This window comes from Dickeya aquatica, from assembly GCF_900095885.1.
In the GTDB taxonomy this organism is placed as follows: domain Bacteria; phylum Pseudomonadota; class Gammaproteobacteria; order Enterobacterales; family Enterobacteriaceae; genus Dickeya; species Dickeya aquatica.
The window spans coordinates 1,970,932-1,997,712 of the sequence record NZ_LT615367.1; the positions used below are offsets into that span (position 1 = coordinate 1,970,932).

18 protein-coding genes, 1 tRNA gene and 2 pseudogenes are annotated in these 26,781 nt (G+C 55.9%); 9 read left to right on the plus strand and 12 right to left on the minus strand.

All coding sequences use genetic code 11. From position 1 onward, the window contains the following. Nucleotides 1-141 precede the first annotated feature (141 nt). From recC to DAQ1742_RS08920, 4 genes are all read left to right on the plus strand, one after another. The gene (gene recC, locus DAQ1742_RS08905; protein ID WP_035346055.1) at nt 142-3,630 is read left to right on the plus strand and encodes an exodeoxyribonuclease V subunit gamma; all 3,489 of its coding nucleotides are present in this window, start codon (nt 142-144) and stop codon (nt 3,628-3,630) included. After that, the gene (gene recB, locus DAQ1742_RS08910) at nt 3,627-7,304 is read left to right on the plus strand and encodes an exodeoxyribonuclease V subunit beta (RefSeq protein ID WP_180706288.1); all 3,678 of its coding nucleotides are present in this window, start codon (nt 3,627-3,629) and stop codon (nt 7,302-7,304) included. The genes recC and recB overlap by 4 nt, the downstream gene beginning before the upstream one ends. Further along, nucleotides 7,301-9,355: an exodeoxyribonuclease V subunit alpha gene (recD, locus tag DAQ1742_RS08915; protein WP_035342463.1), complete on the plus strand. Its 2,055-nt coding sequence runs from the start codon at nt 7,301-7,303 to the stop codon at nt 9,353-9,355. The genes recB and recD overlap by 4 nt, the downstream gene beginning before the upstream one ends. A gap of 179 nt (nt 9,356-9,534) precedes the next feature. After that, nucleotides 9,535-9,873: a YebY family protein gene (locus tag DAQ1742_RS08920; protein WP_035342460.1), complete on the plus strand. Its 339-nt coding sequence runs from the start codon at nt 9,535-9,537 to the stop codon at nt 9,871-9,873. A gap of 356 nt (nt 9,874-10,229) precedes the next feature. Here the strand turns inward: DAQ1742_RS08920 and DAQ1742_RS20550 are convergent. Further along, nucleotides 10,230-10,306 (minus strand): annotated as a pseudogene (locus tag DAQ1742_RS20550) (hypothetical protein); the annotation flags it as partial. Nucleotides 10,307-10,405: 99 nt separating this feature from the next. Then, a pseudogene (locus DAQ1742_RS08925) lies at nt 10,406-11,338 on the minus strand (phage integrase central domain-containing protein); the annotation flags it as partial. A 593-nt stretch (nt 11,339-11,931) separates the two neighbouring features. On the opposite strand from DAQ1742_RS08925, the gene DAQ1742_RS08930 reads away from it, so the two are divergent. Continuing rightward, entirely contained in the window at nt 11,932-13,071 is a 1,140-nt protein-coding gene (locus tag DAQ1742_RS08930) for an ImmA/IrrE family metallo-endopeptidase (protein ID WP_035342458.1), read from the plus strand. Continuing rightward, complete coding sequence (locus DAQ1742_RS08935) at nt 13,071-13,571, plus strand: DUF4411 family protein (RefSeq protein ID WP_051124052.1); 501 nt, start codon at nt 13,071-13,073, stop codon at nt 13,569-13,571. Before DAQ1742_RS08930 ends, DAQ1742_RS08935 begins: the two co-directional genes overlap by 1 nt. Before the next feature lie 1,053 nt (nt 13,572-14,624). Here the strand turns inward: DAQ1742_RS08935 and DAQ1742_RS08940 are convergent. The 4 genes from DAQ1742_RS08940 to DAQ1742_RS08955 all read right to left on the minus strand — a co-directional run bounded on the left by DAQ1742_RS08940 (nt 14,625) and on the right by DAQ1742_RS08955 (nt 18,389). Continuing rightward, nucleotides 14,625-14,954: an HGGxSTG domain-containing protein gene (locus DAQ1742_RS08940; RefSeq protein WP_035342454.1), complete on the minus strand. Its 330-nt coding sequence runs from the start codon at nt 14,952-14,954 to the stop codon at nt 14,625-14,627. Between the two features lie 412 nt (nt 14,955-15,366). Then, a complete protein-coding gene (locus DAQ1742_RS08945) occupies nt 15,367-18,003 on the minus strand; it encodes a TOPRIM and DUF927 domain-containing protein (RefSeq protein WP_180706289.1) in 2,637 nt (878 codons plus the stop codon). Then, entirely contained in the window at nt 17,996-18,196 is a 201-nt protein-coding gene (locus DAQ1742_RS08950; protein ID WP_024109874.1) for a hypothetical protein, read from the minus strand. Before DAQ1742_RS08950 ends, DAQ1742_RS08945 begins: the two co-directional genes overlap by 8 nt. Next, nucleotides 18,189-18,389 carry a host cell division inhibitor Icd-like protein gene (locus DAQ1742_RS08955; protein ID WP_035342446.1) on the minus strand — a complete coding sequence of 67 codons (201 nt, stop codon included), beginning with the start codon at nt 18,387-18,389 and terminating at the stop codon, nt 18,189-18,191. Before DAQ1742_RS08955 ends, DAQ1742_RS08950 begins: the two co-directional genes overlap by 8 nt. A gap of 213 nt (nt 18,390-18,602) precedes the next feature. On the opposite strand from DAQ1742_RS08955, the gene DAQ1742_RS08960 reads away from it, so the two are divergent. Then, nucleotides 18,603-18,794, plus strand: a complete 192-nt coding sequence (locus tag DAQ1742_RS08960) for a YlcI/YnfO family protein (RefSeq protein WP_024105604.1) — start codon at nt 18,603-18,605, stop codon at nt 18,792-18,794. 190 nt (nt 18,795-18,984) lie between these two features. Here DAQ1742_RS08960 and DAQ1742_RS08965 read toward each other — a convergent pair whose 3' ends face one another. The 6 genes from DAQ1742_RS08965 to DAQ1742_RS08990 form a co-directional block, all read right to left on the minus strand. After that, nucleotides 18,985-19,197: a helix-turn-helix transcriptional regulator gene (locus DAQ1742_RS08965; RefSeq protein WP_015854054.1), complete on the minus strand. Its 213-nt coding sequence runs from the start codon at nt 19,195-19,197 to the stop codon at nt 18,985-18,987. 187 nt (nt 19,198-19,384) lie between these two features. Continuing rightward, a complete protein-coding gene (locus DAQ1742_RS08970) occupies nt 19,385-20,053 on the minus strand; it encodes a hypothetical protein (protein ID WP_035342444.1) in 669 nt (222 codons plus the stop codon). A gap of 145 nt (nt 20,054-20,198) precedes the next feature. Continuing rightward, nucleotides 20,199-21,449: an integrase domain-containing protein gene (locus tag DAQ1742_RS08975; protein WP_035342443.1), complete on the minus strand. Its 1,251-nt coding sequence runs from the start codon at nt 21,447-21,449 to the stop codon at nt 20,199-20,201. A 178-nt stretch (nt 21,450-21,627) separates the two neighbouring features. Further along, nucleotides 21,628-21,704, minus strand: a tRNA-Pro gene (locus tag DAQ1742_RS08980). A 78-nt stretch (nt 21,705-21,782) separates the two neighbouring features. Beyond that, the gene (gene yejM, locus DAQ1742_RS08985) at nt 21,783-23,531 is read right to left on the minus strand and encodes an LPS biosynthesis-modulating metalloenzyme YejM (RefSeq protein WP_035342440.1); all 1,749 of its coding nucleotides are present in this window, start codon (nt 23,529-23,531) and stop codon (nt 21,783-21,785) included. A 13-nt stretch (nt 23,532-23,544) separates the two neighbouring features. Then, nucleotides 23,545-23,775 carry a DUF1414 domain-containing protein gene (locus DAQ1742_RS08990; RefSeq protein WP_035342438.1) on the minus strand — a complete coding sequence of 77 codons (231 nt, stop codon included), beginning with the start codon at nt 23,773-23,775 and terminating at the stop codon, nt 23,545-23,547. A 155-nt stretch (nt 23,776-23,930) separates the two neighbouring features. Between DAQ1742_RS08990 and yejK the strand changes: the two genes are divergently transcribed. Next, nucleotides 23,931-24,941 (plus strand): nucleoid-associated protein YejK, encoded by a 1,011-nt coding sequence (gene yejK, locus DAQ1742_RS08995; protein ID WP_067487002.1) that lies wholly within the window; start codon nt 23,931-23,933, stop codon nt 24,939-24,941. Between the two features lie 138 nt (nt 24,942-25,079). Next, the gene (locus tag DAQ1742_RS09000) at nt 25,080-26,780 is read left to right on the plus strand and encodes a sensor histidine kinase (protein ID WP_035342432.1); all 1,701 of its coding nucleotides are present in this window, start codon (nt 25,080-25,082) and stop codon (nt 26,778-26,780) included. Nucleotide 26,781 lies beyond the last annotated feature (1 nt).

Genomic DNA, 26,781 nt, shown 5'->3' on the forward strand with positions numbered 1-26,781 from the left:
TAACCTGCCGCGCTATCTTACCCGTTCGCTGGCGTGTACCGTGCGATAAAATGCTATTGAATGCTAAGATATTACCGGGCCTGCCGGTGCGTGATGCATCCGCGCCAGTCATTTCAGCCAACGAACCTTTTAGAGACTCCGATGAGCGAACAGACCCTGCAACCCGGCCTGATGGTCATTCACAGCAATCACCCGGAAACCCTGCGCGACCTGCTGGTGTCGTGGATGGCCTCACATCCGCTGGCAGGGCTTGAGAATGAGCTGATTTTGGTACAGAGCAACGGTATCGGCCAATGGCTGAAGCTGGCGCTGGCGCGTGACAGGCAAGAGGGCGGCTGCGGTATTGCCGCCGCGCTCGATATTCAACTGCCTGCCCGTTTTTTCTGGCAGGTTTACCGCAGCGTGCTCGGGCGTGAGCAAGTGCCGGAAACCTCGCCGTTTGATAAAGAGCAGTTGATCTGGCGTTTGATGCGCCTGCTGCCTGAGCGGTTAGCCGAAGACGATTTTGCTGCACTGGCCGGTTTTCTGCGTGATGATAATGACTTGCGCAAACTTTACCAACTGGCCGCACGGCTGGCGGATCTGTTTGACCAGTATCAGGTCTACCGCGCTGACTGGCTCGCTGACTGGGCCGACGGGCGCGATGTGCTGACCACCAGCCGACATGGCACCACGCCGCTGCCGGAGGCGCAGCGCTGGCAACCGCGGTTGTGGCGGGCGCTGCTGGCCGATACCGACGCGGAACGTGCAGGCACCAGCCGTGCCGCGTTGCACCGCCGTTTTCTTGATGTCGTGGCGCAACGCATAAAAGCCGGGCTGCCACCCCCGTCTGGGTTGCCTGCGCGCGTGGTGGTGTTTGGCATCTCGTCTATGGCACAACAGGCGCTGGAACTCCTGGCGGCACTGAGTCACTGGTGCCAGGTATTGATGTGTGTGCATAACCCGTGCGAGCACTATTGGGGCGATATCATCGCCGATAAAGACCTGCTGAGAAGCTGGGAGCGCCGTCAGGCGCGCAAACCCGGCACGCCGCGGGTCATCACCGATGAGGCATTGCACCAGCACGCCCACCCATTGCTGGCAGCCTGGGGCAAGCAGGGGCGTGATTATATCGGGCTGCTGGATGAGTACGAGCAACAGGCGCACACACCGGGGCTGATGGAGCGCGTCAATCTGTTTATCAGCCCCGGAACGGACTGCCTGCTCAACCAGTTGCAGGATGACATCCTTGATTTGCGCCCGGCGCAGGAGAGCCGCCAGCGCTGGCCCGCGATTGACCCGCAGCAAGACCGCTCGCTCTGTTTTCACCTCGCCCACAGCCCGCAGCGTGAAGTCGAAGTGTTGCATGACCAGTTGCTCGCCGCCTTTGCCGCCGACCCGACGCTGCGCCCCGGCGAGGTTATCGTGATGGTGCCGGACATCAACGCCTATGCGCCGCATATTCAGGCGGTGTTTGGGTTGATTGAGCGCGGCGACCCGCGCTATATCCCGTTTAGTGTGGCCGACAGCGGCCCGCGCCAGAATAACCTGCTGCTGGCGGCGCTGGAGCGCTTGCTGCATTTGCCGCAATCACGCGTGGCGGTCAGCGACGTGCTGGATTTACTGGATGTGCCTGCGCTGCGACGACGCTTTGCCATCAGCGAGGCCCAGTTGCCGCTGTTGCAGCGCTGGGTGCGGGCGGCCAATGTGCGCTGGGGGCTCCACGCCCGGCAGCGGCAAAGCCTGGATTTACCGGAAGGGGCTGAGCAAAACAGCTGGTTTTTCGGCCTGCGCCGGATGTTGCTGGGCTATGCCGTGGGGGCAGGCGACGCCTGGCATGATATTGAACCGCTCGATGAAATCGGCGGGCTGGATGCGGTACTGGCCGGGCAACTGGCGCTGTTGCTCGACCGGCTGGATGCCACCTGGCAACAATTAAGCCAGCCCGCATTGGCCTCGCAATGGTGTGAACGGCTGCGCACCCTGCTGGCGACGTTTTTTGAGGCACAGGAGGGCGAAGAAGGCTTCATGTTGCTGCAACTGGACGACAGCCTGCAACGCGTTGGCGAAACCTGCGAGGCCGCCGGGCTGCAAACGCCGCTGCCGCTGTCGGTGGTGCGTGAGCACTGGCTGGCGATGTTTGAGCACACCAGCCTGACGCAGCCGTTTTTCGCCGGAGCAGTGATTTTCGCCACCCTGATGCCGATGCGCGCCATTCCGTTTCGCCACGTCTGCCTGCTGGGCATGAATGACGGCGATTACCCCCGTACCCGCGTGCCGCTGGATTTTGACCTGATGGGCCAGGACTACCGCCCCGGCGACCGCTCCCGGCGTGAAGATGACCGCTATCTGTTTCTCGAAGCGCTGCTCTCGGCGCGCGAGCGGCTCTACATCAGTTGGGTCGGGCGCAGTATTCACGATAACAGCGAGCGCCCGCCTTCGGTGCTGGTGGCGCAATTGCGCGATCATCTCGATTCTGTCTGGCGCAGCGGCGATGGCCAGCCGCTGCTGGCGGCGCTGACGGTGGAACACCGCCTGCAACCGTTTAGCGCCGAGTATTTCAGTGCGGGCAGTCCGCTGTTTAGTTATGCCCGCGAATGGCGCAGCGGGTTAGCGCCCGCGCCGGTGGCTGGCTCGTGCGTGCCGCTGCCGGTATATGAGCATGATGGCGCGCTGACGCTGCGTCAGTTGGCCGATTTTGTGCGTGACCCGGTGCGGCAGTTCTTTCGCCTGCGCCTTAACGTCTGGTTTGAGCGGGACGATCCGGCAAGCCTGGATCAGGAACCGTTTGTGATAGATGCACTGGATAACTGGCGTTTACAGCATGAGCTGATTATGGCGCAGAAACACGCCGTCCAGCACCATCAGCCACGCGAGCAGGCGTTACGCTCGCGCCTTGACAGCATGGTTCGCCGCGGCGAGCTCGCGCCCGGCGGTTTTACCGACGTGCTGGTACAAGACCTCGCCGAGCCGATGGCCGACCTGTTTAGCCGCTATGAGCAGGCGCAGGCTGAGTGGCCGCAGGAGTTGGCCGATGAAGCGCTTCAGGTGCCGCTGGGCGGGACACTGTGGCTGGATGACTGGCTGACGGAGTTGCGTGCCGATGCGCAGGGCAACCGTTGCCGTCTGGTGCTGGAGAGCAGCGGGTTACTGCACGCCAGCCGCCGCAGTTACCGTTTTGAGCGCCTGCTGCCGTTCTGGGTGATGCATTTGGCCGGGCACCTCAACGGGCAGCCGCTGCATACCACGGTGGTGAGCAAGAATGGTACCGTACACCTGAATGCGCTGACGCCGATGCAAGCGGAAACATACTGGCAGGCGTTACTGACTGCCTGGCACGCGGGCATGGCTGCGCCGCTGCCACTGGCTGTGAAAACCGGGTTTGCCTGGCTGGAGGCGGGCGGCACGCCAGAGCTGGCAATAGACAGCGACGCCGGCCGGGCCGCACGGGCCTGTTATGACGAGCACGACCCACCGGCGCGCCGGGCGGAATCGGTACAGAATCCCTATCTGGCACGCGCCTTTGTGGATTTTGATGCGCTGTGGAGCGAGGGGGCATTTGCCCGCTGGGTTGACCCGCTACTGGCTCCGCTCTACCACACGCTAAAAGCCGCGTCGGCGAAAAAATCATCATCACGAGGTCAGTCATGACGCCTGTATCTTTACCGGCAACGCTCGATGCGTTGCGCTTTCCGCTTACCGGCAGTCGCCTGATTGAAGCCAGCGCCGGTACCGGGAAAACCTTTACCATCGCCATGCTGTATGTGCGCCTGGTGCTGGGGCACGGTGGCGAGCAGGCGTTTGGCCGCCCGCTGACGCCGCCGGAGATCCTGGTTGTGACCTTTACCGAGGCAGCGACCCGTGAACTGCGCGACCGTATTCGTGCCAGACTGGCGCAGGCGGCGGCGTTTTTTCTGGCGGCACAGCCGCAAGACCCGCCTGCCGACGCGTTGTTACACGCGCTGCGGGATGATTACCCGCCGGATGAGTGGCCCGCCTGTGCGCGCAAATTACAACTGGCGGCAGAGTGGATGGACGAAGCGGCGGTATCCACCATCCACAGCTGGTGCTACCGGATGCTGGGTGAACATGCTTTTGACAGCGGTAGCCTGTTTAATCAAACCCTTGAAACCGACCCGCGCGAGCTGTTGCTGGAGGTGGTGCGTGATTACTGGCGCACCTTTTTCTTTGCGCTGCCACCGGCTGATGTGGTGGAGCTGCGCGAGCGGTGGCCTTCGCCGCAGGCGTTTTATGGCAGTGTGACCCCACTGCTGGACAGCGCCGATACGCTGGGGCAGGACACGCCGCCCGCCGAGGTATTTCGCGCGACCCGCGAAGAGAAAGCCCGCCTGCTGGCCGCGCTGAAAGCGCCGTGGACAGTGTGGTGCGACGAGCTTCAGGCGCTGCTGGATGAGGCCATTGCCAATAAACGGGTTGATGGCCGCAAACTGCAAACGCGCTACCTTCATCCGTGGCTGGATGCCCTGCGGACATGGGCCAGCGGTGATGACACCTGGCCGGATTTAAAAACCGGCTGGGAGCGCCTGACGCCTGCCGGGCTGCACGCCTGCTGGAAAGTGCCCGAACAGGCACCGGAACATCCGGCATTGACGGCTATCGAACAACTCCGCGCACAGCTTGAGGCGCTGCCCCGGCCACACAGCCTGGTGTTAAAACACGCCTGCCGCTGGGTGCATCAGCGCTTTCAGCGCGAGCAGATGCAGCGTGCGCAGATGGGGTTTCAGGACTTGCTGACCCGGCTGGATGAGGCGCTACAGGGGGACAATGGCGCAAGGCTGGCGCAGCGTATCCGCGAGCAGTTTCCGGTGGCAATGATTGATGAGTTTCAGGATACCGACCCGCTGCAATACCGCATCTTTGATGCGCTCTACCGGGTGGCGCAGACAAGCGCGCAGCAGGCGCTGATTTTGATTGGCGACCCCAAGCAGGCCATCTACGCCTTTCGCGGCGCGGATATCCACACCTATTTGCGAGCCCGGCGCGACACCGCTCCCCGGCATTACACGCTGGCGACCAATTTCCGCTCGACCGAACCGATGGTTGCCGCCGTCAATCAGGTATTTATGCAGGCCGAACAGCGCCCGGACACCCTTGGTGCCTTTCGGTTTCGCCAGGCCGATGAGAACCCGCTGCCATTCTTGCCGGTGCAGGCCAACGGGCGCACGGCGCGCTGGCAGCATGCCCAAGGGGAGGGGGCTGCACTGACCTGCTGGCTGTTAGCCGCAGACGCGCCGTTATCCGCCAGTGAATATCGCCAGCGTATGGCGGCAGGCTGTGCACGAGAAGTGGTGCGGTTGTTACAGCAGGGCGTTCAGGGGCAGGCCGGGTTTGTCCAGCCTGACCAGCCGTTACACCCGGTGACGCCGGGGGATATGGCGATACTGGTGAATAATGGCCGTGAAGCCGCCGCCGTGCGTGAGCAACTGTCGCGGCGTGGGGTGCGCAGCGTCTATTTGTCCGATCGGGAATCGGTATTCCAGACCGCACAGGCTGCGGAGTTACAGGCCTGGCTGGCCGCCTGTGCCGACCCGGAAAATGACCGTCTGCTGCGTGCCGCGCTGGCCACGCCGATGCTGGGGCTGAGCTGGCAGGCATTGGCCTGCCTGAATCATGATGAGCGGGAGTGGGAGCGGCGGGTGATGCAGTTCTTCGGCTATCAGCGCATCTGGCGTCAGCAAGGGGTGCTGCCGATGTTGCGGCGGCTGATGTGGGAATTTGACGTGCCGCGCCGGTTACTGAGTGCGGGCAATGCCCGGGCACTGACCGATGTGCTACACCTTGCGGAACTGTTGCAACAGGCCGCCGTGCAACTTGATGGTGAACATGCACTGCTGCGTTATCTGGCGCAGCAGTGTCAGGATGAAAACCCCGGTGCCGATAGCCTGAAGCTGCGCCTTGAGAGTGATGCTGACCGGGTGAAAGTGGTTACGGTGCATAAATCGAAAGGGCTGGAGTATCCTCTGGTGTTTTTGCCTTTCGCCTGTGCCTATCGCGCGGTGAGCGCAACCGACAGCCTGCTTATCTATCATGATGATAACGGCCAGCGCTGTATTGAGCTTGATGCCAGTCATGAGGCGGCGGCACGCGCCGATAACGAGCGTCTCGGTGAGGATTTGCGTAAGTTTTATGTCGCGCTGACCCGGGCGCGTTACGCCACCTGGCTGGGGATTGCGCCGCTTAAGGGGCTGGAGCGCAGTGCGCCTGGTTATCTGCTGGGGCTTGATGCCACGTTTACAACCGATACTCTGGCGGCGAGCCTGTCGGCCTGGTGCGGTGAGTACAGCACGCAGTGCGCCTTACCTGAAACTGATGATGCCCGCTATCAGGCCGGGGCCGACCACTGGCAGATGGCGGCAGAGCCGCCGCTGCCCGATTTACGCCGCCACCGCTGGCGTATTACCAGCTATTCCGGCCTGCAACGCGCCGTCGGCAGCGATGATGACAACCGCCATACTGCGGAGGTGCAAACCGCGCAGCAGGAAACCTTTATCGAACCGCAGACACCGCCAGTGCATCCGTCTCCCGTTACGGCCCCTGCCGGGCTGGGCTTGCACGGTTTCCCGCGCGGTGCTGCGCCGGGCAGCTTTTTACATGGCCTGCTGGAGTGGGCCGGGCGCGAAGGGTTCGCCGCACTGGCCGCCGATCGTGAGCGGGTGGCTGACCAGGTAGCTCGTCGCTGTAACCGGCAGGGCTGGACGGTGTGGATCCCGCTGCTGACCGAGTGGTTAATGCAGCAACTCAGCCAGCCAATGACATTACCGCAGGGCGCGTTTTCGCTGGCAGAGCTGCAACACTATCAGGTCGAGATGGAGTTCTGGTTTGCGCTGCATCAGGTAGACACCCGCACGCTCGATGACACGGTACGGGTAGCGACCTTTGATGCCGCCCCCGGCCCTTCGTTGCTGGCAGAACAGCTCAATGGCATGTTGAAAGGGTTTATCGATTTGGTGTTTGTCCATCAGGGGCGTTATTACGTGCTGGATTATAAATCGAACTGGCTGGGGGCACAGGCGGAGGATGACCAGTCAACCCTGCTCACGCCCGGCCAACCTGCGCCAATGGTGCAAGCCATGCTGCACCATCGCTACGACGTGCAACTGGTACTGTACCTGTTTGCGCTGCACCGGTTGTTGCAATCCCGCCTGCCAGATTATGACTACGATCGCCATATTGGTGGTGCGGTGTACCTGTTTTTACGCGGCAGCCAGGCTCCGGGGGGCGGCGTTTGTCACGTCCGGCCAGATAAAACCGTTATTGATGCACTGGAGCAACTGTTCAGTGGTGCTATCAGGGAGAGTGCATGAAACACAGCGATCATCATGAGGTACTGGCACTGCTTGACCAGTGGGTTGATAGTGGCTGGCTGCGTGAGCTTGACCGGGCGCTGGCGCGTTTTCTCTATCAAGAGTGCCCGGATGCCGCCCCGCTGTTATTGCTTGGCGCGGCCCTGACCAGTTACCAGTTAGGGCGCGGCCATGTCTGCCTGGATTTAGCGGCGCTGGTGACGGACAGCGATCTCTCGCTGGCACTGCCGCCCGAGAATGGGTATGACAGCCGTGACGCCACACCGCGCCCGGCGCAGGCGCTGCACGGCGTGACGCTGGCTGACTGGCAGGCAGCACTGGCACAACCGCAACTGGTTGCCTGCGGTACGGGTAACACGCCGCTGGTGCTGGCGGGCACCCGGCTTTATCTGCGCCGTTACTGGCAGTATGAGCAGCAAGTGCGCCAGGCGATTGACAGGCGGCTGGCGGATAACGCGGCGCTGAAACAGGCTCTGCCTGTCGCCGCATTGCGCCAGCGGCTTGATGCGCTGTTTCCTGCCACGTCCCCGTTGCAGCCAGACTGGCAGAAGCTCGCCTGTGCGCTGGCGGCCGGAAGCGCATTTAGCATTATTACCGGCGGGCCCGGCACCGGCAAAACCACCACGGTGCTGAAACTGCTGGCGCTGTTGCAGTCTCTGGCGCTGGAGCAGCACGGCAAGCCGCTGCGCATCCGGCTGGCGGCCCCGACCGGCAAGGCGGCGGCCCGCCTTAATGCATCGATAACCGGAGCTATCGATACGCTGGCGCTGGGGGGGCTGGCGCAGGCACAAGAGATTCGCACCAGCCTGATGAGCGAAGCCGTGACGTTGCATCGTTTGCTCGGCAGTCGGCCAGACAGCCGCCGGTTTCGTCATGATGAAACGCAGCTATTGCGCCTGGATGTGCTGGTGGTGGATGAAGCCTCCATGGTCGATTTGGCGATGATGTCGGCGCTGCTGGCCGCCATGCCGCCTGCGGCAAGGCTGGTACTGCTGGGCGATAAAGACCAGTTGGCCTCGGTGGAAGCCGGTGCGCTGATGGGCGCATGGTGCCAGCGGGCCGAACAAGGGCACTATTTGCCGCAAACCCGTGACTGGCTACAGGCCGTGACCGGGCAGGCCCCGCAGGAGACGCTGGTGGACGCGCAAGGGCTGGCGCACGATCAGGCGGTGGTGATGCTGCGCCACAGCTATCGGTTTGGCGCTGACAGCGGGATTGGCCGCCTGGCACAAGCGGTAAATCGCGGCGATGTCACGTCGCTTGAGACGATATTGCAGCAAGGCTATCCCGATTTGGCCTGCCTGCTGTTAACCCCTGACGATACCCCGGCGCTCAAAGCATGGCTGGTTGATGGTGCCGTTGGCCATGTTGGCGCATCGGGTGGCTTTGCGGCGGGGTATCGCCACTATCTGCAATTGATGCATGACACCCGCCCGGCGCTAACGTCCTCCCCACAGGCGTTTGATGAGTGGGCCGCGTCGATTCTCAACGCGTTTGGCGAGTTTCAACTGCTGTGTGCGTTAAGAAGCGGGCCCTGTGGGGTTGAGAGCATGAACGCTCGTATCGCCGGGTTATTACACCGTGAACAGTTGCTGGATTGCGGGCAAGTGTGGTATCCGGGCCGGCCAGTGATGGTGACGCGCAACGATTACAGCCTGCAACTGATGAACGGCGATATCGGCATCACGTTATCGGTAGCCCAGCAGCAGGCAGATGGCTCGCACATCTGGGTTAACCGGGTGGCCTTTGCCGCCGGCGATGGCCGCGCAGGTGTGCGCTGGGTGTTACCGGGGCGTTTGTCGGCGGTGGAAACCGTGTTTGCCATGACGGTGCATAAATCGCAGGGCTCCGAGTTCACGCACACTGCGTTACTGCTACCGGACAACCTCAGCCCGGTATTAACCCGCGAGCTTATCTACACCGGCATTACCCGCGCCAGACACTACTTCAGCCTCGGCTGCGCCGGTCGTCATCGCGCGGTGCTGGCCGAGGCAGTCAGCCGCCGGGTGCAGCGTGTCAGTGGGTTTATGGATGAGGAGTCTGCTTGCTGACAGTCACACGTCTATTCCTGCGGTTTTAGCCTTTGCCGCAGGCTCGCTCGACTTCATTTGGGTGGCCCGCTATTATCCTGCCCCGGTGAGATTGCAGCGAGGTCATCGTCTGCTTGCAGACGTAACCCGATGTGATGCCTGAATGTCTCTTCGGATGAATGCGCTATAGGAAATACATCATGAATAAAATCATGCCGCTATTCGTTGGATGCTTGTTATCGCTGTCGGTGCAGGCCGCGCCGCAGGTGGCAAACCTGAGTAAACTGGAATACGGCCCGCGCTGGGCATTTAATCGTGAAGAAGTGCAACTGATTTGCCGCCCCGGTCAGGCCATGTACGTCATCAACCCCAGTACATTGATGCAATACCCGCTTAACGCAGTGGCTAAAGATCAGGTCAATAGCGGTAAAGTGAGTGCCGATGCGCTGGAGACGATTTTGCTGGATGACCCGGCAAACCCTGGGCAAAAAATGAGCCTGCAACCGTTTGTTGAGCGCGCTCAGACCCTTTGCCCGTAACCTGCTAGCTGTTGGAAAAGGAATGCGGGAGACAAATAAGCGGGTTTGAGCGTGTTGTCACAAAGTGTACAGATTGTTGCAAGAATGGCTGGCAAATACCGGGACAAACTGGAAAACACAGGTGCGTCGACTACTCTTAAAGAGCGAGCTGTGATACAGCACGCACAAATGCCAACTTTTAGCGCACGGCTCTCTCCCAAGAGCCCTTTCCCTAGACCGGATACAGGAATCGTATTCGGTCTTTTTTTATCTAATTGATTTTTAAATAAAAAATATTATTCAGCCCGAAAATGCCCGAAATCGGCCCGAAAATCCGTACCCGGTGTAAATCGCAACGCGCTAAATAGCTTCTCATACCCCCGATGTAACATCAGTATGGCAATGAGTCGTCTGGTATGGTTTTTTTCATGAGTCTGTTGGCCTCTTTACGCATCAGTTGTCGTTCTTCATCAGGGATTGCTGCTATGTCGGCATCGCTCAGTCCGGTTGGCAATAGGTGGAAGGGGTGTAAGCGTGGCGTACTTCATTGATGTCTGGCGGAAGGGAACAGATATTCCCGGTGGCCGCTGATTGGTTTCATGGCGTCCAGAATGGCTAACGCTTGTGGGGGCAGGGGAATGACGTGCTCGCGGCGCATCTTCATGCGGCCAGCCGGGATTGTCCAGGTGTTCTGCGTAAGGTCTATCTCGCTCCAGCGGGTTTCTGCGGCTTCAGCCGGGCGGGCAACGGTCAGCAATTGCCATTCAATCAATAACCGGGTTTGTCGCTCGATGCTGGCGACTGATAGCGTTTTCATCAGGCCAGGTAATGCCTCTGGCCGGATGGTCGGCATATGGGTTTTCACCGGCGTCTGAAACGCTTTGCGGATCTTCGCTGCCGGGTTAGCCGGTATCAGGCCGGAGTTAACGGCATAGTCCATCACTTCGTTAATACGCTGGCTAACCCGTTTAACGGTTTCCAGTTTGCCACTGGCCTGTATCGGTTCCAGCGCGGTGATGAAATGGCGGGCGGTAAGCTGGCTGATAGGCTGGTTTCCGATGAACGGGAACACGTATTTTTCCAGGGAGCGCCAGATATCTTTAATGGTGTTCGCGGCCAACTGTTGCGATTTTTTCACTTCATACCAGTCGGCGGCGACTTTGGCGAACGTGTTCTGGTTGATGGCTTGTTCTTGTTCGCGCTGCTGTTGCTGGTGGAATTGCGGATCGATGCCTTTGCTTATCAGAGCTTTTGCTGATTCACGCCGTTGCCTGGCTTCGACCAAAGAAACCGCAGGGAATGCGCCAAAGCTGATTAACGCTCGTTTCTTTGTATCAGGGCGGTAATAGTTAAAGCGCCAGATTTTAGAACCGCTCGGTTTCACCAACAGATACAACCCATCCCCGTCTTGTAGCGTGTATTCCTTCTTGGCAGCTTTGGCGGCTTTGATCTCGGTATTGGTCAGCGGGGTAGTTATACGAGCCATCGTAGTTATACGCTTTTGTAGTTATATGGGGCGGTATAACTAAGCGTATAACTAAACTTTCCGGCTGTAAACGGGGTATCCCGGCAGATAACAGGCAACAAAAAACCCGCAAACTCAGAGAGGATGCGGGTTTCTGTGGGGTTTCCGTCAGTAACCGGTACTTACGGAAGGTGTATTTGGTCGCACGAGAGAAACTGAATTTATATTTCAATATATTGATACTTAATGTTATTTATTTAAATTTTTTCATTTATATGCCTATATGTATGCCTAAAAGGGAAAGTCACCCTGAAAAAGAGTTGTAGTGGTCTTCCGTTTTCTCCTACGCTAAGTGGGTTAGCTGTTGCTTAATCTGACAGTTTGCTAAGAGTAGGCATTGTGCTCTCAGCATGGCTGTCGTGGTATTGTCTGATTAGTCATAGTGATTCAGTATTAAGCGCAAAAATTAAGACTGGTATTGTCGTCACACGAAAAACTGATCTATCTATGATTTTACGAAACAACATTTTTGCAGGGGTTTTTATTGTAAAAAAAACAAGGTAGGTTAAGATTCAAAGAAGTGAGTTGACACTAACCAACCAGAAATAGACTAAATGGCTGATTTAGCTTACATAAATCCTGATATTTTCAATTGGGCAAGAGCTCGGGCTCAAATGTCTGAGGAAGATCTATCCAGAACTTTAGGAGTCAGGTTAGATAAGGTCGTAGCGTGGGCTGAGGGTTCTAAGAAGCCTACCTTCAATCAGGCCCAGAGATTAGCTGGAAAGTTGCATATTCCTTTTGCCTTCTTCTTCTTGCCAGCCCCTCCGCCAGATGAATTACCGCTTCCAGATCTAAGGACTGTTGCCAATCAAGGGATTGAAGGTGCTAGCGTCAATCTTAAAGACATCATTGATTCTGTGATGCGTAGACAGGAATGGTATAAAGAATATTTGCAAGATCAAGGCGCAGAACGATTAGGATTCATTGGGTCTGCATCCTTAAACTCTAGTCCTTCTCTGGTCGCTGGCGATATTAAAAGAACTCTTGAACTCGATAACTTAAATCCACAGGGCCTGAATTGGGAGGAATATCAACGTAAAATAGTTGTAGCTGCTGAGGATGTAGGAATCCTTGTAATGCGTAGCGGTATTGTCGAGAATAATACTCGTCGCCCACTTAGCGTGTCTGAATTTAGGGGATTTGCTATCAGTGATCCATTGGCACCCGTTGTTTTTATTAATTTACGAGATGCGCCAGCCGCAAGGTTATTTACTCTCATTCATGAGATTGCCCATCTATGGCTAGGTCAGAGTGGAATTTCCTCAGTGAAACCTAATGAACATCGCAGAGAGGAACAATTTTGTAATGCTGTGGCTGGAGAGTTTTTAGCTCCTGAGCGGGAGATGCTTGTTTTGTGGCGAGAGGGAGCAGAGTTACAGGATAACGTCACAAATCTTGCAAGAAATTTTCATGTGAGCAAATATGTCATTATTCGTCGTGCGTTAGATTTAAGGTTAATAACCCAAGAATCTTATCAAGAGTATTATAGCGCTTTAGTCAGAAGTTTTAACGAATCCGATGGCGGTGGTGGGGACTTTTATGCTATTGCTCGAAACAAGAATAGTGCAAAATTTAGTAAAGCGTTGCTTGGTGAAACCTTAACCGGTCGGGTTTTGCTCAGAGATGCAAGTAGATTGCTTGGAGTTGCTCCGGCAAAACTTAAGACATATGCTTTGGAAATTGGTGCATAATGTATTTAATTGATGCAAACGTCTTCATTGAAGCTAAAAATCGATATTATAACATGTCGTTCTGTCCAGCATTTTGGGACTGGTTGCTTCGGGAGTGTGCTGGAAATCAAATTTTTAGTATCCAGAACATTTTTACTGAACTAACGAATGGTAACGATGAACTTGCTACTTGGGCAAATAACAATCGACATTTTTTCTTGCCTGTGAGCGATCAGATAACCCAGCAAAATTTATCTTTAGTTGCCTCATTCGTAGCTACTCAACAAGTGGCGGCTTCCATGGCAGCAGGGGCTATGGCTGAATTTATGCGGGGGGCAGATACTTGGCTAATTGCTAAGGCTATGGCGGTTGGTGCAACAGTTGTTACGCATGAGAGACTCGATCTCCAATGTCGAAGGAAATTTCTGATTCCTAATATTTGTGAAAATTTCAATGTTAGTTATATGGATACTTTCACGTTACTTCATCAATTAAATGCTTCGTTTATATTAGCGGCGTAATGAACTTCATGTTTTAAATATGTAGTTCATTACGTAAGTTGAATGAGTAAATATCGGTTCATTTCTGAGTTTGCCATTCTGGATGATTGTAATTTTAGGTTCCGGGAGTCATCGCCTATATGTTTTGTTGAGCTACCCTTGTAATGTTGGCAATGCCCGTTTCACACCCTGAGACATTTAGTAAGATTTTTAAGGTTTCAGTAAGGGCGAGCTTCGTTCTTTGAGAGCTAGTAAATACTTTGCTTTGTTTTAACAGGTTCTGTTTTTCCAGTAGCAGTAAATGATCCTAATCCACTTGAATGCCAGTGAGTTGCTCCTCATTAATTGATGCACTGTGTTTTTTGTAACGGTCGCACTAAATAGCTTCTCATAATAGCGCTACACTTGTGAGAGATGACATCCCGCCAGCTCTAGAGCCGCGCAATGATAAGTGGAGCATTAATGCGAGAAGCTATTTAGCACTAAGACACCCAACAAATCGGACTATTCCACTGAATAAAGATAACGTCAGAACAAGCATAAGTCAGTATGAGTGACGTAATTCCACATTTTTGCGCATTGCTACCGTTCGGTTTCGTTTTGCGTGCTGCGCAATTCAGATTGCGCAATCTCGCGTTTATAGACCATAAAACTCAAGTTTTCCATAGCCTCCAAAGGGTAGGGTGACATTGCGCAATTTGCCTATTTGACAGCAGGTTGAACGTTTAGCGCAGGATGAGACAGGAAATACACTAACAAAAGCTAACAGTGCAAGGGGTAGGATGCTTGTACTTGTGGTACGCACTGAGGATGACGCATGGTGTTGCGCACTTTATTGCGTACCGGCTCTGGTTTGTGAGCAGCCAGGCTAAACGCCCACCATACGGATTGTGATTTCTGTGTGTGAATGGGGTAAGTTAGGGAGCAAAAAACTTAGCATTTCTTAGCATGTTCCCACGCCTTCCAAATTGATTTCAATTCGCCGCCAAATTGAAAAAATTGAGCTATGACGCGGCGTTAGCCGTTTTTCCACTGGTTCGCACCCGCCAGCGCTGATGCGAACCACTGCGCACGTTATGTCGTAGCGGCTTCGTTTTTGCGTTTGTTCTCCAGCCAGCGGCGGTAGCCTGCTAACTGGCGGGCTTTGCCTTCCGACGTTTTGGCTCCGGTACTTTTGCCGCCGTGGTATTTGCAGCGGCCACTACGGTAAATGTCCGTGCGTTTGCAGGGGGGGCCAGCGCGGGTGGTGGCGCAGCATTGCAGGCCGCGCAGTTCGTCGGGATATGGCTCTAGCGGCGGTCTGTGCTGCGGGTCATAGCCGGTGGCGGCCCAGGCCCGGTGTTCGGCCATCTTGCGGTCATGGTGCGCCTGATAGCGCTTCAGTAATCTTTTGCGGTCGTTCATTGCGGTACTCCAGTCTTCTGCCATCCCGCTAACGTTCACCGTAAAACCTCTATATTTCTCTATGATGCATGGGGTAAGGCGGCATCGGTCGGCGTGATTTTTTACGCCAGCCGTATAACACGCCATGCGCCGGTGGTTCAGGTGGTTTTGTGGTTCACGTTAGCAGGCTACGTATTTTAGTGATGTAAAATCAGTAGGTTGTATTTTTACGGTGGTGAAATATTCACCGATAATGAACCCCTTCCCGCCAGTAAAACGGGGTTCACAGGGTGGTTCAGTGAATGGGGGTTCAAAACAGGTAAAACGGGGTTCACCGGTGGTTCAAAAAATTCACTCACTGAGTGATAAAACAGGTCGTTACCTGTCATGAACCCCCTGAACCACGTGAACCCCGTTGTTCGTCGCGTTAGCGTCAGCCGGTCGCTTCCGCCTCTTCCGGCAGGTACATCAGCACGTAAAAACGCGGCTGGCGACCGTCCACCCGTATGGATTTACGGGTGTGTTTGCCGTCACCGCCGGGCTTCAGCATCCCGCTTTGTGCCAGCACGCGGGCAAAGTGGCGCACGTTAAACCCCCTGGCGATTTCCGCTTCAAAGGTGGCCGGGAAGGTGTAGAACACCATCGGTTCATCGTCGTGTTTGCCCTTGTCGCGGTAGCCCGCCAGCTCCCGAATCGGTAAATCACGCGGGTCATACCCCACCGGCGCATAGCGGCTGAGGCCGTAAGTATTCAGAAAGGCTTCCGCCTGGGCGGTGATTTGCTGGTGCTCCTTGTTGCCGGTGCCGAATTCCTTAATCCAGGCATTGAAGCTGTGCTGTATCGCATCCCGGCACGCCTGCGGCTCCCAGCCGGTGACGGCCCGGCTCACCAGTAGCGCCGCTTCCAGAATGGCGAAGCGCTCCGCCACCCGGTGAACCTGCTCGCCGTAATCAGCAGGAATGAGGCTGCGCCAGCGGGTTTCCGCCTCGCTCACCGCCTGTATGGCATCCTCGCGATGTTCGGCCAGATAGCGTATCCATGCCCGACCGGCTGCGCCGTAATGGGTACGATACGCCGCTTTCAGCGCATCGGCGTGCGCCTTGCCGTCCGGGTAGCCGTGGAATTGCTGGGCCTTCTCCAGCGGCAGATTGAGCAGGCGCACCAGGTTGCCCGGCTTTGGGGGAATGCCTGCGCTGGCGAGAAAGGTTTCCATGTCCATTTCCCCGGTGCTAATCGCCACCGTGCGCCAGCGTTTCAGCTCCCGGTTGCCGCCTTCCCGTGCCCCCTGCAATTTGCCGACACCGTTAAACAGCGTGTAGGCCGAGGTGGACACCGACCGTGCATCACTTCCCTGGCCGACTTCATCCAGCGGCAGCAGGCCATCGTTATGGGCTTCGGCTTCGTTGGCGATACCGAGCGCGGTGCCGTACCAGGTCAGCTTCAGCGCCTGCGGGTCGCCGTACAGACTGGTGGCGACGTTGGCGGTGGTGGTTTTCCCGGCGCTCGACTGTTCATAGAAATGCAGCCCAAAGCCGTCCGAACCGGACAGGCCAATCAGCGGCGCGGCCAGCGCGGCGGCAATGGCGGTCATCATCGACGGGTTGCCGGATGCCAGCCGCGCCACCGACTCGCGCCAGCTTTCCGCCGTGCCACTGATGCCGTAACCGGACGCGGTAGCGCTGCGGCCCCGGAACAGTACCGGGCGCGACGGGGTGCCGATGACTTCGCCATCCGGCATCAGGTACGCGCCGCACTGCCAGCCGGTGCTGTGGGCGATATGCCAGACCTCGCCGCTGTGCTGGCGCTGGAGCCAGTCGGCCAGAATGGCGCGCAGGTAGGGCCGGGTGGTGACGGTTACGCCGCCCGCCTTGAGCGTGCGCCAGCCTTCGCGCTCGCCCACGTCTGCCAGCGGCAGGGCAGCGGTCACGGCCTGTATCGCCCCGGCAGGCTGCCAGCGCAGGATAAGGTATTGCTCGGCGTCATCACGCCCGACCCCCGCCACCGCCAGCGGGGAACATAACCACTGCTCGTGCTGGATGATGTCGCCGCTGTCCCGGTCGGCTTTGGGCGTCACCCAGTAAACCCCGGTGGCGCGGCTGTCCACAAACGGGGCCAGCGGCTCGCGTCTGGCCGGTGGAGTGTCGTCGGTCGGTTGATACAGCGATGCCTGAAAGGCGCGGGTTGCCGCCTTGATACCGGCCTGCTGGCGGTAATCGTCCCAGTCAGTCTTTTCATCGGTCGGTGGCAGCGCCACCCAGCCGTTCACTTCGCGGGCGGCTTTCTCCGCCCACTGTTTGCCGGTGTTGGCCTTGCCCGGTGCGGTGTCGTTATCCGCCGCCACTATCAGCCGGGCAGCGGGAAAGCGCGTGCGCAAGGCGCGGGCCACCGGCAGCAGGTTTCCGGCATCGATGGCGGCCACCGTCATGGCCGTTGGGTTCATCTGGCTGACACTCAGCGCGGTTGCCAGCCCTTCCGCCAAAATAACCGAGTCGGGGTGGGTGGGCGTAGTGACCGGGTGATACGCGCCGGTTTTGGCCGAGTCGGTCAGCAACCGCTTTTTGCCATCCGGGGCGAGGGTTTGCGCTGCCGTGATGGTGCCCTCCGCTGTTTGTAACGCCAGCAACAGGCGGCCATCCGGCAGCAGCGGGTACGTGGCTGCCAGACCTTTCCCGGCCAGATAGGCCGATACACCGGGCACCGCCTGACGCGCCAGCGCCTGATAGCGTTGCAGAAAGCGCTGGCGTTTGGCGGTGGGGGTGTCTGCTGGCGCAGCGACAGAAGACGCAGGCAGCGTGCCGACCACCTCCGCCACCAGCCGGGCGGCAGCGGTGATATCGCACTGCCTGACTTTCTGCACCAGTTCAAGGCCGTCACCGGCCCCGCACTGATTACAGAAATGCGCCCCGCGCCCGTCATCATCAAAACGGAAGCGGTCTTTACCCCCGCACGCCGGGCAGGGGGCGTGCTGGCGAGCATTGTCGGGAACCGTAATCCCCAATTGGGCCAGTACCACCCGCCAACGCCCTTGCGCCGCACTGGCGGTGTCACGGATAAGGTCGATATTACGCATCGGCCCGCTCCTCCAGCATCAGCGGGGTTTGTTGCTCCTGCAAATGGGTGCGGTAAAGGCAATCAAGGCGCTCCCACAGGATAAACATTAGGATCTCTTTGGCCTCTGGCTGCTCCAGTTCGACGATGGCATACGCCAGCGCCCGGCACTGGTCGATAATTTCTTCCAGCTCCAGCGGGGTGTTATCAAACATGGCGCACCGCCTGAACTGGCAGGCGACCGGCAAAGACCAGAATAAAATCCGGTTCCAGATGGCGGCGGGCTTCGGCTTCGCTATGGGCTTCAACGGCAAGCGGGCGGGGAGCTGTATTTGGCGAGTGACGCCGCAGCGCCAGGAAGCGATACTGAAATTTGGGGCGAGTTTGGGTAGACTGTGAACCAGCCATGACGTTACTCCTTTTAACGTTGCGGTTAGAGGCCCGGTATGTGTTGCAGCACTGCCGGGCTTCGCTATTTGTTGCACACCTTCATACAAGGTGTTTAAACAACATAACTCTAAGTGTTTAAACACGTCAACGGTTTTTTGTTTAAACACTTTATTGTGTCCAGGTCGTATCGTATGGTTATCAATATCAAAATGAATGGAGCGGATAGGAAATATGCCGACAGGCCACAAAAACAACAAATCAATATATAAGGGCATCCGTTTTCCGCATGAACTTATCGACGAGATCGACGCCAGCGTAGAGCGGGAGAAAGCCGATAACCCGAATGCTAATTTTTCCGCCTGGGTGCTGGATGCCTGCGGGCGTAAGCTGGACGCTGAAAAGCGCGAGAAATCAAAAAAATAAGCACCGCTGGTGTGGCTGGCAGAATAGGGCGTTGCTTTGTTTTGGGCGTAAGTCAGCCCCTGACCGCGAACGGCCATAAATGGCGATGACATCATGGGTCAAACTCCGGTTGGTCGGTAATTGAATCGAAATAAGATCAAAAAGGTGGCGACGGCGGTGTTATTCAGCCTCCGCGCCTATGCCTGACGGGTTAATTCCCGGATTGCTGATCGCGTTCAGCAATCCGTTGTGACAGCCAGGTGTTAACCTCATCTTCAAACCAACCTACGCGGCGCAGGCCAATACGAAAGCCTTTCGGGAATTCCCCGGCGTTGATCATTTCCTGAAAGCTGCTGTCAGAGCTGACGCGCAAAATAGCTTTCACTTCTTTTTTCAGCAGAATTTTTCTTTCTAACAGACTCATAAACAAGGATCTCCAGTAAAACCGATGCTATCCGTTCGGTACGAATAGTTAACCGGGATTACCGGTCAAAGTGTGGTAAGTCGGGGGAAATAGTTGGCTGGGTCAGAAATAGAGTTAGGTAATGAGTGGTGCCGGTTTGGTAACGGCCAGAATCTGATCTGGCCGTTATTCTGTCTGTGATCGTCAATTATGCGTCTGAGTTAAGCGACATGGCTGCCAGCGCTTCGCCAATTAACTTACGAAAAGATTCTGTTTTGTCGGGTTCACCGGTGCCAAGTGCGCAACTCACCGCAAGCGCTGCATCTTCCGCCAGTTTTTTCTGATTCAGCTTGTTGCCCCACTTATAAACACCACCGCTTTTACCTTCAAGCGCCTTTGCCAAACCCGCGATAAGCAGTAATGCGGTATCACGATTGGCGAATTCACCCCAATTTTCTGGTAATGGCGTGTCTTTTTTGGGATCGGAAAAGCCATACCAGGGTGAATCATCAGAAAGTAATTGGTTAGCCCACGGCCAAATCTCGGTAGCCAGGAAGGTGGCATCGTGAATTTCCGTGTGTTGATTGATAGTGTCTACGTCAATCTTGGTTGTCCAAATGTTGGTGGTGTCGCCCCATGCGTGCGTCGCTGAGGCGCGGATCGGTTTTATTACGCCAAATCTGACCGCCTGAAAAATGGTTTGTAGATAGTTTTCGGTTTCAGCTTCATGGTGGTAATAGGGAACGGAGTCAGGCAGGAAGTCATCAACGCAGTAAGAGACAGGCGCATCTTCGTTACCTTGCGATGCCATAACGCTAGCAACCTGTTGTGCTGTGACCTCGATCAGTCCCCGCATGTATCTGGGTATTTTCAGCATATTCCCTCGGCTAGAGTGTCGAATGCAAAGGCCCGTGGTGATAGGGCCAGTGCAATGTACTGGTTTCTATCGGTTTTCACCGGATAGCGCCATTTTAGGAAGTGCTGTAACAGGAATCAACAAATAACTGTATAAATAAACAGTGCTAGGCGTTAATCACTCGTAGCCCTTTTGCGCCGTCTGCGGCCATCGCCTTACCGGTGGCGGCGGTTTCAACAAACTCACCCCACCAGCACATCAGTACCTTGCGTTGCTCCAGATAGGTGGAGCGGTTGTAAGCGCGGCGCACTTCATTGGTGTCAACGTGAGCTAGCGCAGTTTCGATGACGTCCGGCGGGAAGCCTGCTTCGTTGGCGGCGGTGCTGAAGATAGCGCGCAAGCCGTGGGACACCAGCAGGCCTTTGTAACCCATGCGACGCAATGCGGCGTTAGCGGTTTGGCTGTTCATCGGCTGTTTGGGGTCTTTAGCGGAAGGGAACAGATATTCCCGGTGGCCGCTCATTGGCTTCATGGCGTCCAGAATGGCTAACGCTTGTGGGGGCAGGGGAATGACGTGCTCGCGGCGCATCTTCATGCGGCCTGCCGGGATTGTCCAGGTGTGCTCCGTAAGGTCTATCTCGCTCCAGCGGGTTTCTGCGGCTTCAGCCGGGCGGGCAACGGTCAACAATTGCCATTCAATCAATAACCGGGTTTGTAGCTCGATGCTGGCGACCGATAGCGTTTTCATCAGGCCAGGTAATGCCTCTGGCCGGATGGTCGGCATATGGGTTTTCACCGGCGTCTGAAACGCTTTGCGGATCTTCGCTGCCGGGTTAGCCGGTATCAGGCCGGAGTTAACGGCATAGTCCATCACTTCGTTAATGCGCTGACTGACCCGTTTAACGGTTTCCAGTTTGCCGCTGGCCTGTATCGGTTCCAATGCGGTGATGAAATGGCGGGCGGTAAGCTGGCTGATAGGCTGATTTGCGATGAACGGGAACACGTATTTTTCCAGGGAGCGCCAGATATCTTTAATGGTGTTCGCGGCCAGCGGTTGAGACTTTTTCACTTCGTACCAGTCAGAGGAAACTTTGGCGAACGTGTTCTGGTTGATGGCTTGTTCTTGTTCGCGCTGCTGTTGCTGGTGGAATTGCGGATCGATGCCTTTGCTTATCAGTGCTTTTGCTGATTCACGGCGTTGCCTGGCTTCGGCCAAAGAAACCGCAGGGAATGCGCCAAAGCTGATTAATGCACGTTTCTTCGTATCAGGACGGTAATAGTTAAAGCGCCAGATTTTAGAGCCACTTGGTTTCACCAACAGATACAAACCATCCCCGTCCTGTAGCGTGTATTCCTTCTCGGCAGGTTTGGCGGCTTTGATCTCGGTATTGGTCAGAGGGGTAGTTATACGAGCCATCGTAGTTATACGCTTTTGTAGTTATATGGAGCGGTATAACTAAGCGTATAACTAAACTTTCCGGCTGTAAACGGGGTATCCCGGCAGATAACAGGCAACAAAAAACCCGCAAACTCAGAGAGGATGCGGGTTTTTTGTGGGGTTTCCGTCAGTAACCGGTACTTACGGAAGGTGTATTTGGTCGGCACGAGAGGATTTGAACCTCCGACCCCCGACACCCCATGACGGTGCGCTACCAGGCTGCGCTACGTGCCGATGCTATGGGCCGCTATACTACCGTTTCCTGACCCGATTGCAATAGCCGCCCTAAACGACTGCTTTAGATTTAGGCAGTTAGTTAGCAATAAATCGCCGTTCAGTCGTCAGCACCTGCAAGAGCAACCCTAACTGCGGTTTTTCATTGGGCAATATCTGGCCGTTGGCATCATAGGCGCGGTAATTGCCGTTGCGACCGAGCAAAATCAACTGCTGAGGCGTCAGGATACTCAGCGTTGAATTATCACCATTGATAAGCCAGTTGGCACGGCGTTCTGCGCTAAACAAGTCTTCACCCTGTGAGTAATCATCCACGGCAGTTTTTACGTGTAATAACCGTTGCATCAGCGTCGTCATCACGTCTTTCGGGTCAGTCATTTTGCTGATGGTCTGCGCCGGGGTTTCCGGCCAGTGAACGACCAGCGGCACCTGCCGCTTTGCCCGAGCCATCTGTACGGTGTCGTCGTTTTTCCACCACTCGGCACGGCTTTTCGCAGCCGTCACAATCACAACGGTTTTATCCAGCACGTTTTTCTCGCGCAGCGTCGTGATAATTTGGGCGAATTGTTCATCCAGATTACTGCTCCCTGCACGGTAGGGATGCTGCCCGCCGACGCCGGGCTCACTGCGGTTAAGTTCAATAAATGAGAACCAGGGCGCGCGCGTATCGGTATGGGTATCGAGCCATTTACGCCATTGTGTCGTAATCACCTCATCGCTTTGTGGCTGGATGGGGGGAAGCGAGAAATCAGAGAACAATGCCTGTCGGTAGAGCGGGCTGCTAAAGCCGCTGGCTGAAAACAGGCCAAATTGATAGCCCTGACGACTGAGCGCATTAATCAACGCCGAGGGTTTACTGCCCGCCAGCACCCCTTCCATGTAACTGGTTGAAATACCGTAAAACAGATTAAACAGGCTGCCGTCTTTGGGCGATCCGGCACTGAAGTGATTGCTAAAGCGCACGTTTTCTTCAGCAAAACGGGCAAGGTTCGGCATTTCACGCGGCGGTGAATCATCTGGGAGATTATCCACGACCAGTAACAATAAGTTATAGCCGCTGCCGCTATCACGGAAGGTGATATCACTAAGAGGATACTCGACCGAGACGGCATCAGGGTTGCCTTGCTGCGCCAGACGTCGCTCGTACTCCTGCGCGTCGATGAGGCCGTGTTTCTCAAGGAAACGTCGTGCCGTCATCGGGTAGGAGAGCGGCAGGTTAGCGCGTTGCATGGTAATCGGGCGGTAGAAGTTGGCATCTGCCCAGATATACATCAGGTGAGAGGCAAAAAAGGCGGTAATAAACACGCCAGCCAGCGGTTTGGCAAACTGACGACGGTTCAGGCTGCGCAGCTTCTGCCAGCTCCAGGTGCCAAATAACATCTCAGCCATGAAAATCACTGGCACGCTGATAAACAGCAATTGCCAGTCACGCACCATTTCACTTTGATCCGGGTTGGTGACCAGCTCCCAGACCGTCATGTTCAGGTGCAGGTGGAAACGGCTGAACACCGAGGCATCGACAATCAGCAACGTCTGGCCCGCAGTGGCGATGGCAGCAGATAAAAAACGCAGCAATCGCTGCGACATCACGATGAACGTAAGCGGGAAAACAATCAGCAGATAGGCAGAGAAACCGATAAAGCTGAAATGTCCAAGCCAACTGACCAGGGAATAGAGACGCCCGGCCAGTGACGATGACCAGTCGGCAACAAACAGGTAGCGGCTACCCAGCCCCAGAGCCAGCAGGATATTAAACAGGGCAAACCAGTGCCCCCAACTGATCATCTGGGAGACTTTTTCCCGGTAGCGTGGACGGTTAGTTACCATAAACAGGTCGTTATCAGTGGATGTCGTGGGTTTTTATCGACGCCTGCAACGCTGCTGCGAAGGAGGCGGCCAGAGCTTCACGCTGTTTGGGATTAGCAATACTGGTATTAAGCAGGTTAGTCACCATATTACCCAGCACCATTAATGCCAGATCGGTCGGCGTGTGGTTTTTTTCCAGCACATTGACTAAAGAAGACAACAGGTGCTCAATTTGTTCGTCACTGTAACGGGATGATTGTGGCATAAAATCGTGTATCTCAGATGATGAAAGGGAAATATATTACCGTATAGGGACGGGGTTTTCCGCTCTTTTATCATTGCGGGCCGCCTGGAGGCTTTGAGTTGCAAGCAGGCCAGACTGGTGCTTGAATACGCGCCTTATCAAAAGGAGAGTTTACCATGAGTCTGGATATCGACCAGATCGCCCTGCATCAGTTGGTCAAACGCGATGAGCAGACACTGGAAATGGTGTTACGCGAATCGTTGTTGGGCGTCAACGGGGCTGTCGGTGAGATGATGGCGGAATTGCACCGTGTGTATAGCGCCAAAACTAAAGCCTATGGCCTGTTCAATGAAGACAGTGAACTCGCCGCTGCGCTGCGTGCCTGCCGTAAAGGTGAGGATGATTTTCTGGCATTTTCCCGCGCCGCCACCGGCCGGTTACGTGATGAACTGGCCAAATACCCGTTCGCGGAAGGCGGCGTGGTGCTGTTTGCCCAGTACCGCTATCTGGCGGTGGAATACCTGCTAATTGCCGTGCTGAATAGCTGCAACAGCCTGCGGGTGAACGAACAATTAGATATCAGCAACACCCATTATCTGGATATCCACCATGCGGATATCGTCGCGCGCATTGATTTGACCGAATGGGAAACCAGCCCGGAATCTACCCGTTATCTGACCTTTCTCAAAGGCCGGGTGGGGCGTAAGGTATCGGATTTCTTCATGGATTTCCTGGCGGCTGCCGAAGGGCTGGATACCAAGGCGCAGAATAAAGGGCTGCTCAAAGCGGTGGACGATTATTGCGCTGATGCGCAACTGGACAAGAACGAGCGCCAGCAATACCGTCAGCAGGTGTACAGCTACTGCAACGAGCAGTTGCAGGCCGGCGAAGAGATTGCGCTGGACGCGTTATCAAAAGAACTGCCCCCGCTGGGCGACAAAACCTTCCAGGCATTTACCGCCGAGCAAGGATATGAACTGGAAGAGAGTTTCCCGGCCGATCGCAGCACGTTGCGTCAGTTAACCAAATTTTCCGGCAGCGGCGGCGGGGTGAGTATCAATTTTGACGCACAATTGCTCGGTGAGCGTATTTTCTGGGACCCGGCCACCGATACCCTGACCATCAAAGGCACTCCGCCGAATTTACGCGACCAGTTGCAGCGTCGCTCAGGTGGGGGTGAGCGCTGAGCGTTCACTGACGGCATCGTTACCCGATGCAGGTAAGGCATTGCCTGCCTGCACCTCGGTTTTTTGTTAGTCGAACCGGCAGAATGGCCCTGTTTGTGTTGATGACGAACCACGGGCTGTAGAGAGAGGCATATTGCCATGCAATCGACGTTTAACATGCTGCTGGCGGTGTATGACCGCGCGGCACTGATGCTGATTTGCCTGTTTTTTCTCACCCGGACACGCCATTTTCGCCAGTTACTTCAGCAAGATGAACATTCCCGTTTTGATTTGGCTGTCGTCACCGCAATTTTCTCGCTATTTGCCCTGTTTAGTACCTGGTCTGGCATTAATGTGGACGGGTCACTGGTCAATGTGCGGGTGGTAGCGGTGATGTCTGGTGGTATTTTGTTCGGGCCGTGGGTGGGGATCACCACAGGCGTTATCGCCGGTGTACATCGTTATCTGATTGACATGCAAGGGATTACATCAGTCCCTTGTCTTATTACCAGCATTGTAGCCGGGCTGATGTCGGCCTGGATACACCAGCGCATTGCGCGCGAGCGCCACTGGAGCATGGGTATCGTTGGCGGCATGCTGTGCGAGTCGCTGACGATGCTGTTAGTGGTACTGTGGGCCAGGCCCTTGTCACTGGGGCTGGATATTGTTGCTCATATTGCCATTCCGATGATTTTAGGCACGGTCAGTATCGGGTTGATTGTGCTGCTGGTGCGTAGCGTGGAAGGGGAAAAAGAGGCGATTGCCGCCCGGCAGGCCAAGCTGGCGCTGGATATTGCCAATAAAACGTTACCGTTATTTCGTCATGTTAACAGCGAGTCATTGCGTGCGGTGTGCGAGATTATTCGCCGCGATATCAATGCCGATGCGGTGGCCATTACCAATACCTCTGCGGTGCTGGCGTATGTGGGGGTCGGAGAGGCGAATTACCACGGCGGCGAGCGCTATCTGAGCCCGACGACCCAGCTTGCGCTGAAAAGCGGGAAGATCATCATCAAAAACAACGATGAGGCTTACCGCACCCCAGAGATTCATTCGATGATTGTTATTCCACTGCGGGAAAAAGGTGATGTGACCGGGACGCTGAAAATTTATTACCGCCACGCTCACCGCATCACCTGGTCGCTCAAAGAGATGGCAATTGGGTTGTCACAAATCATTTCTACCCAGCTTGAGGTGTCGCGCGCCGAACAGTTACGAGAGATGGCCAACCGTGCCGAGTTGCGGGCCTTGCAGAGTAAAATTAACCCGCACTTCCTGTTTAATGCGCTCAATGCGATTGCAACATCCATTCGGCTAAACCCGGATACCGCGCGTCAGTTGATTATCAACCTGTCGCGTTATCTGCGCTATAATCTGGAGCGCAATGAAGAAGAACTGATTGATATCAAAAGCGAACTTTATCAAGTCAAGGATTACATTGCCATTGAGCAGGCGCGTTTTGGCGATAAGCTGACGGTGATTTATGACATCGATGAAGAGGTCAGTTGTCAGATTCCCGGTTTGCTGATTCAACCGCTGATTGAAAATGCGATTGTGCATGGCATTCGTCCATGCAAAGGCAACGGGGTGGTGACATTGAGCATTCATCCGCAAGGCAAGCGTATTCGGGTTGCGGTGCGAGACACCGGGCGCGGCATCGATGATGAGGTGATAGCGCGCGTTGAACGTAACGCACTGCCCGGTAATCATATTGGTCTGCTTAATGTGCATCATCGTATCCGGTTGTTGTATGGCGAAGGGTTGCACATTCGTCGATTAGACCCAGGTACGGAAATTACGTTTTTTATTACCCCGGATAACCCGTCACAGACAGAGAGCCGCGTGGCGTTTCCGTCATGAC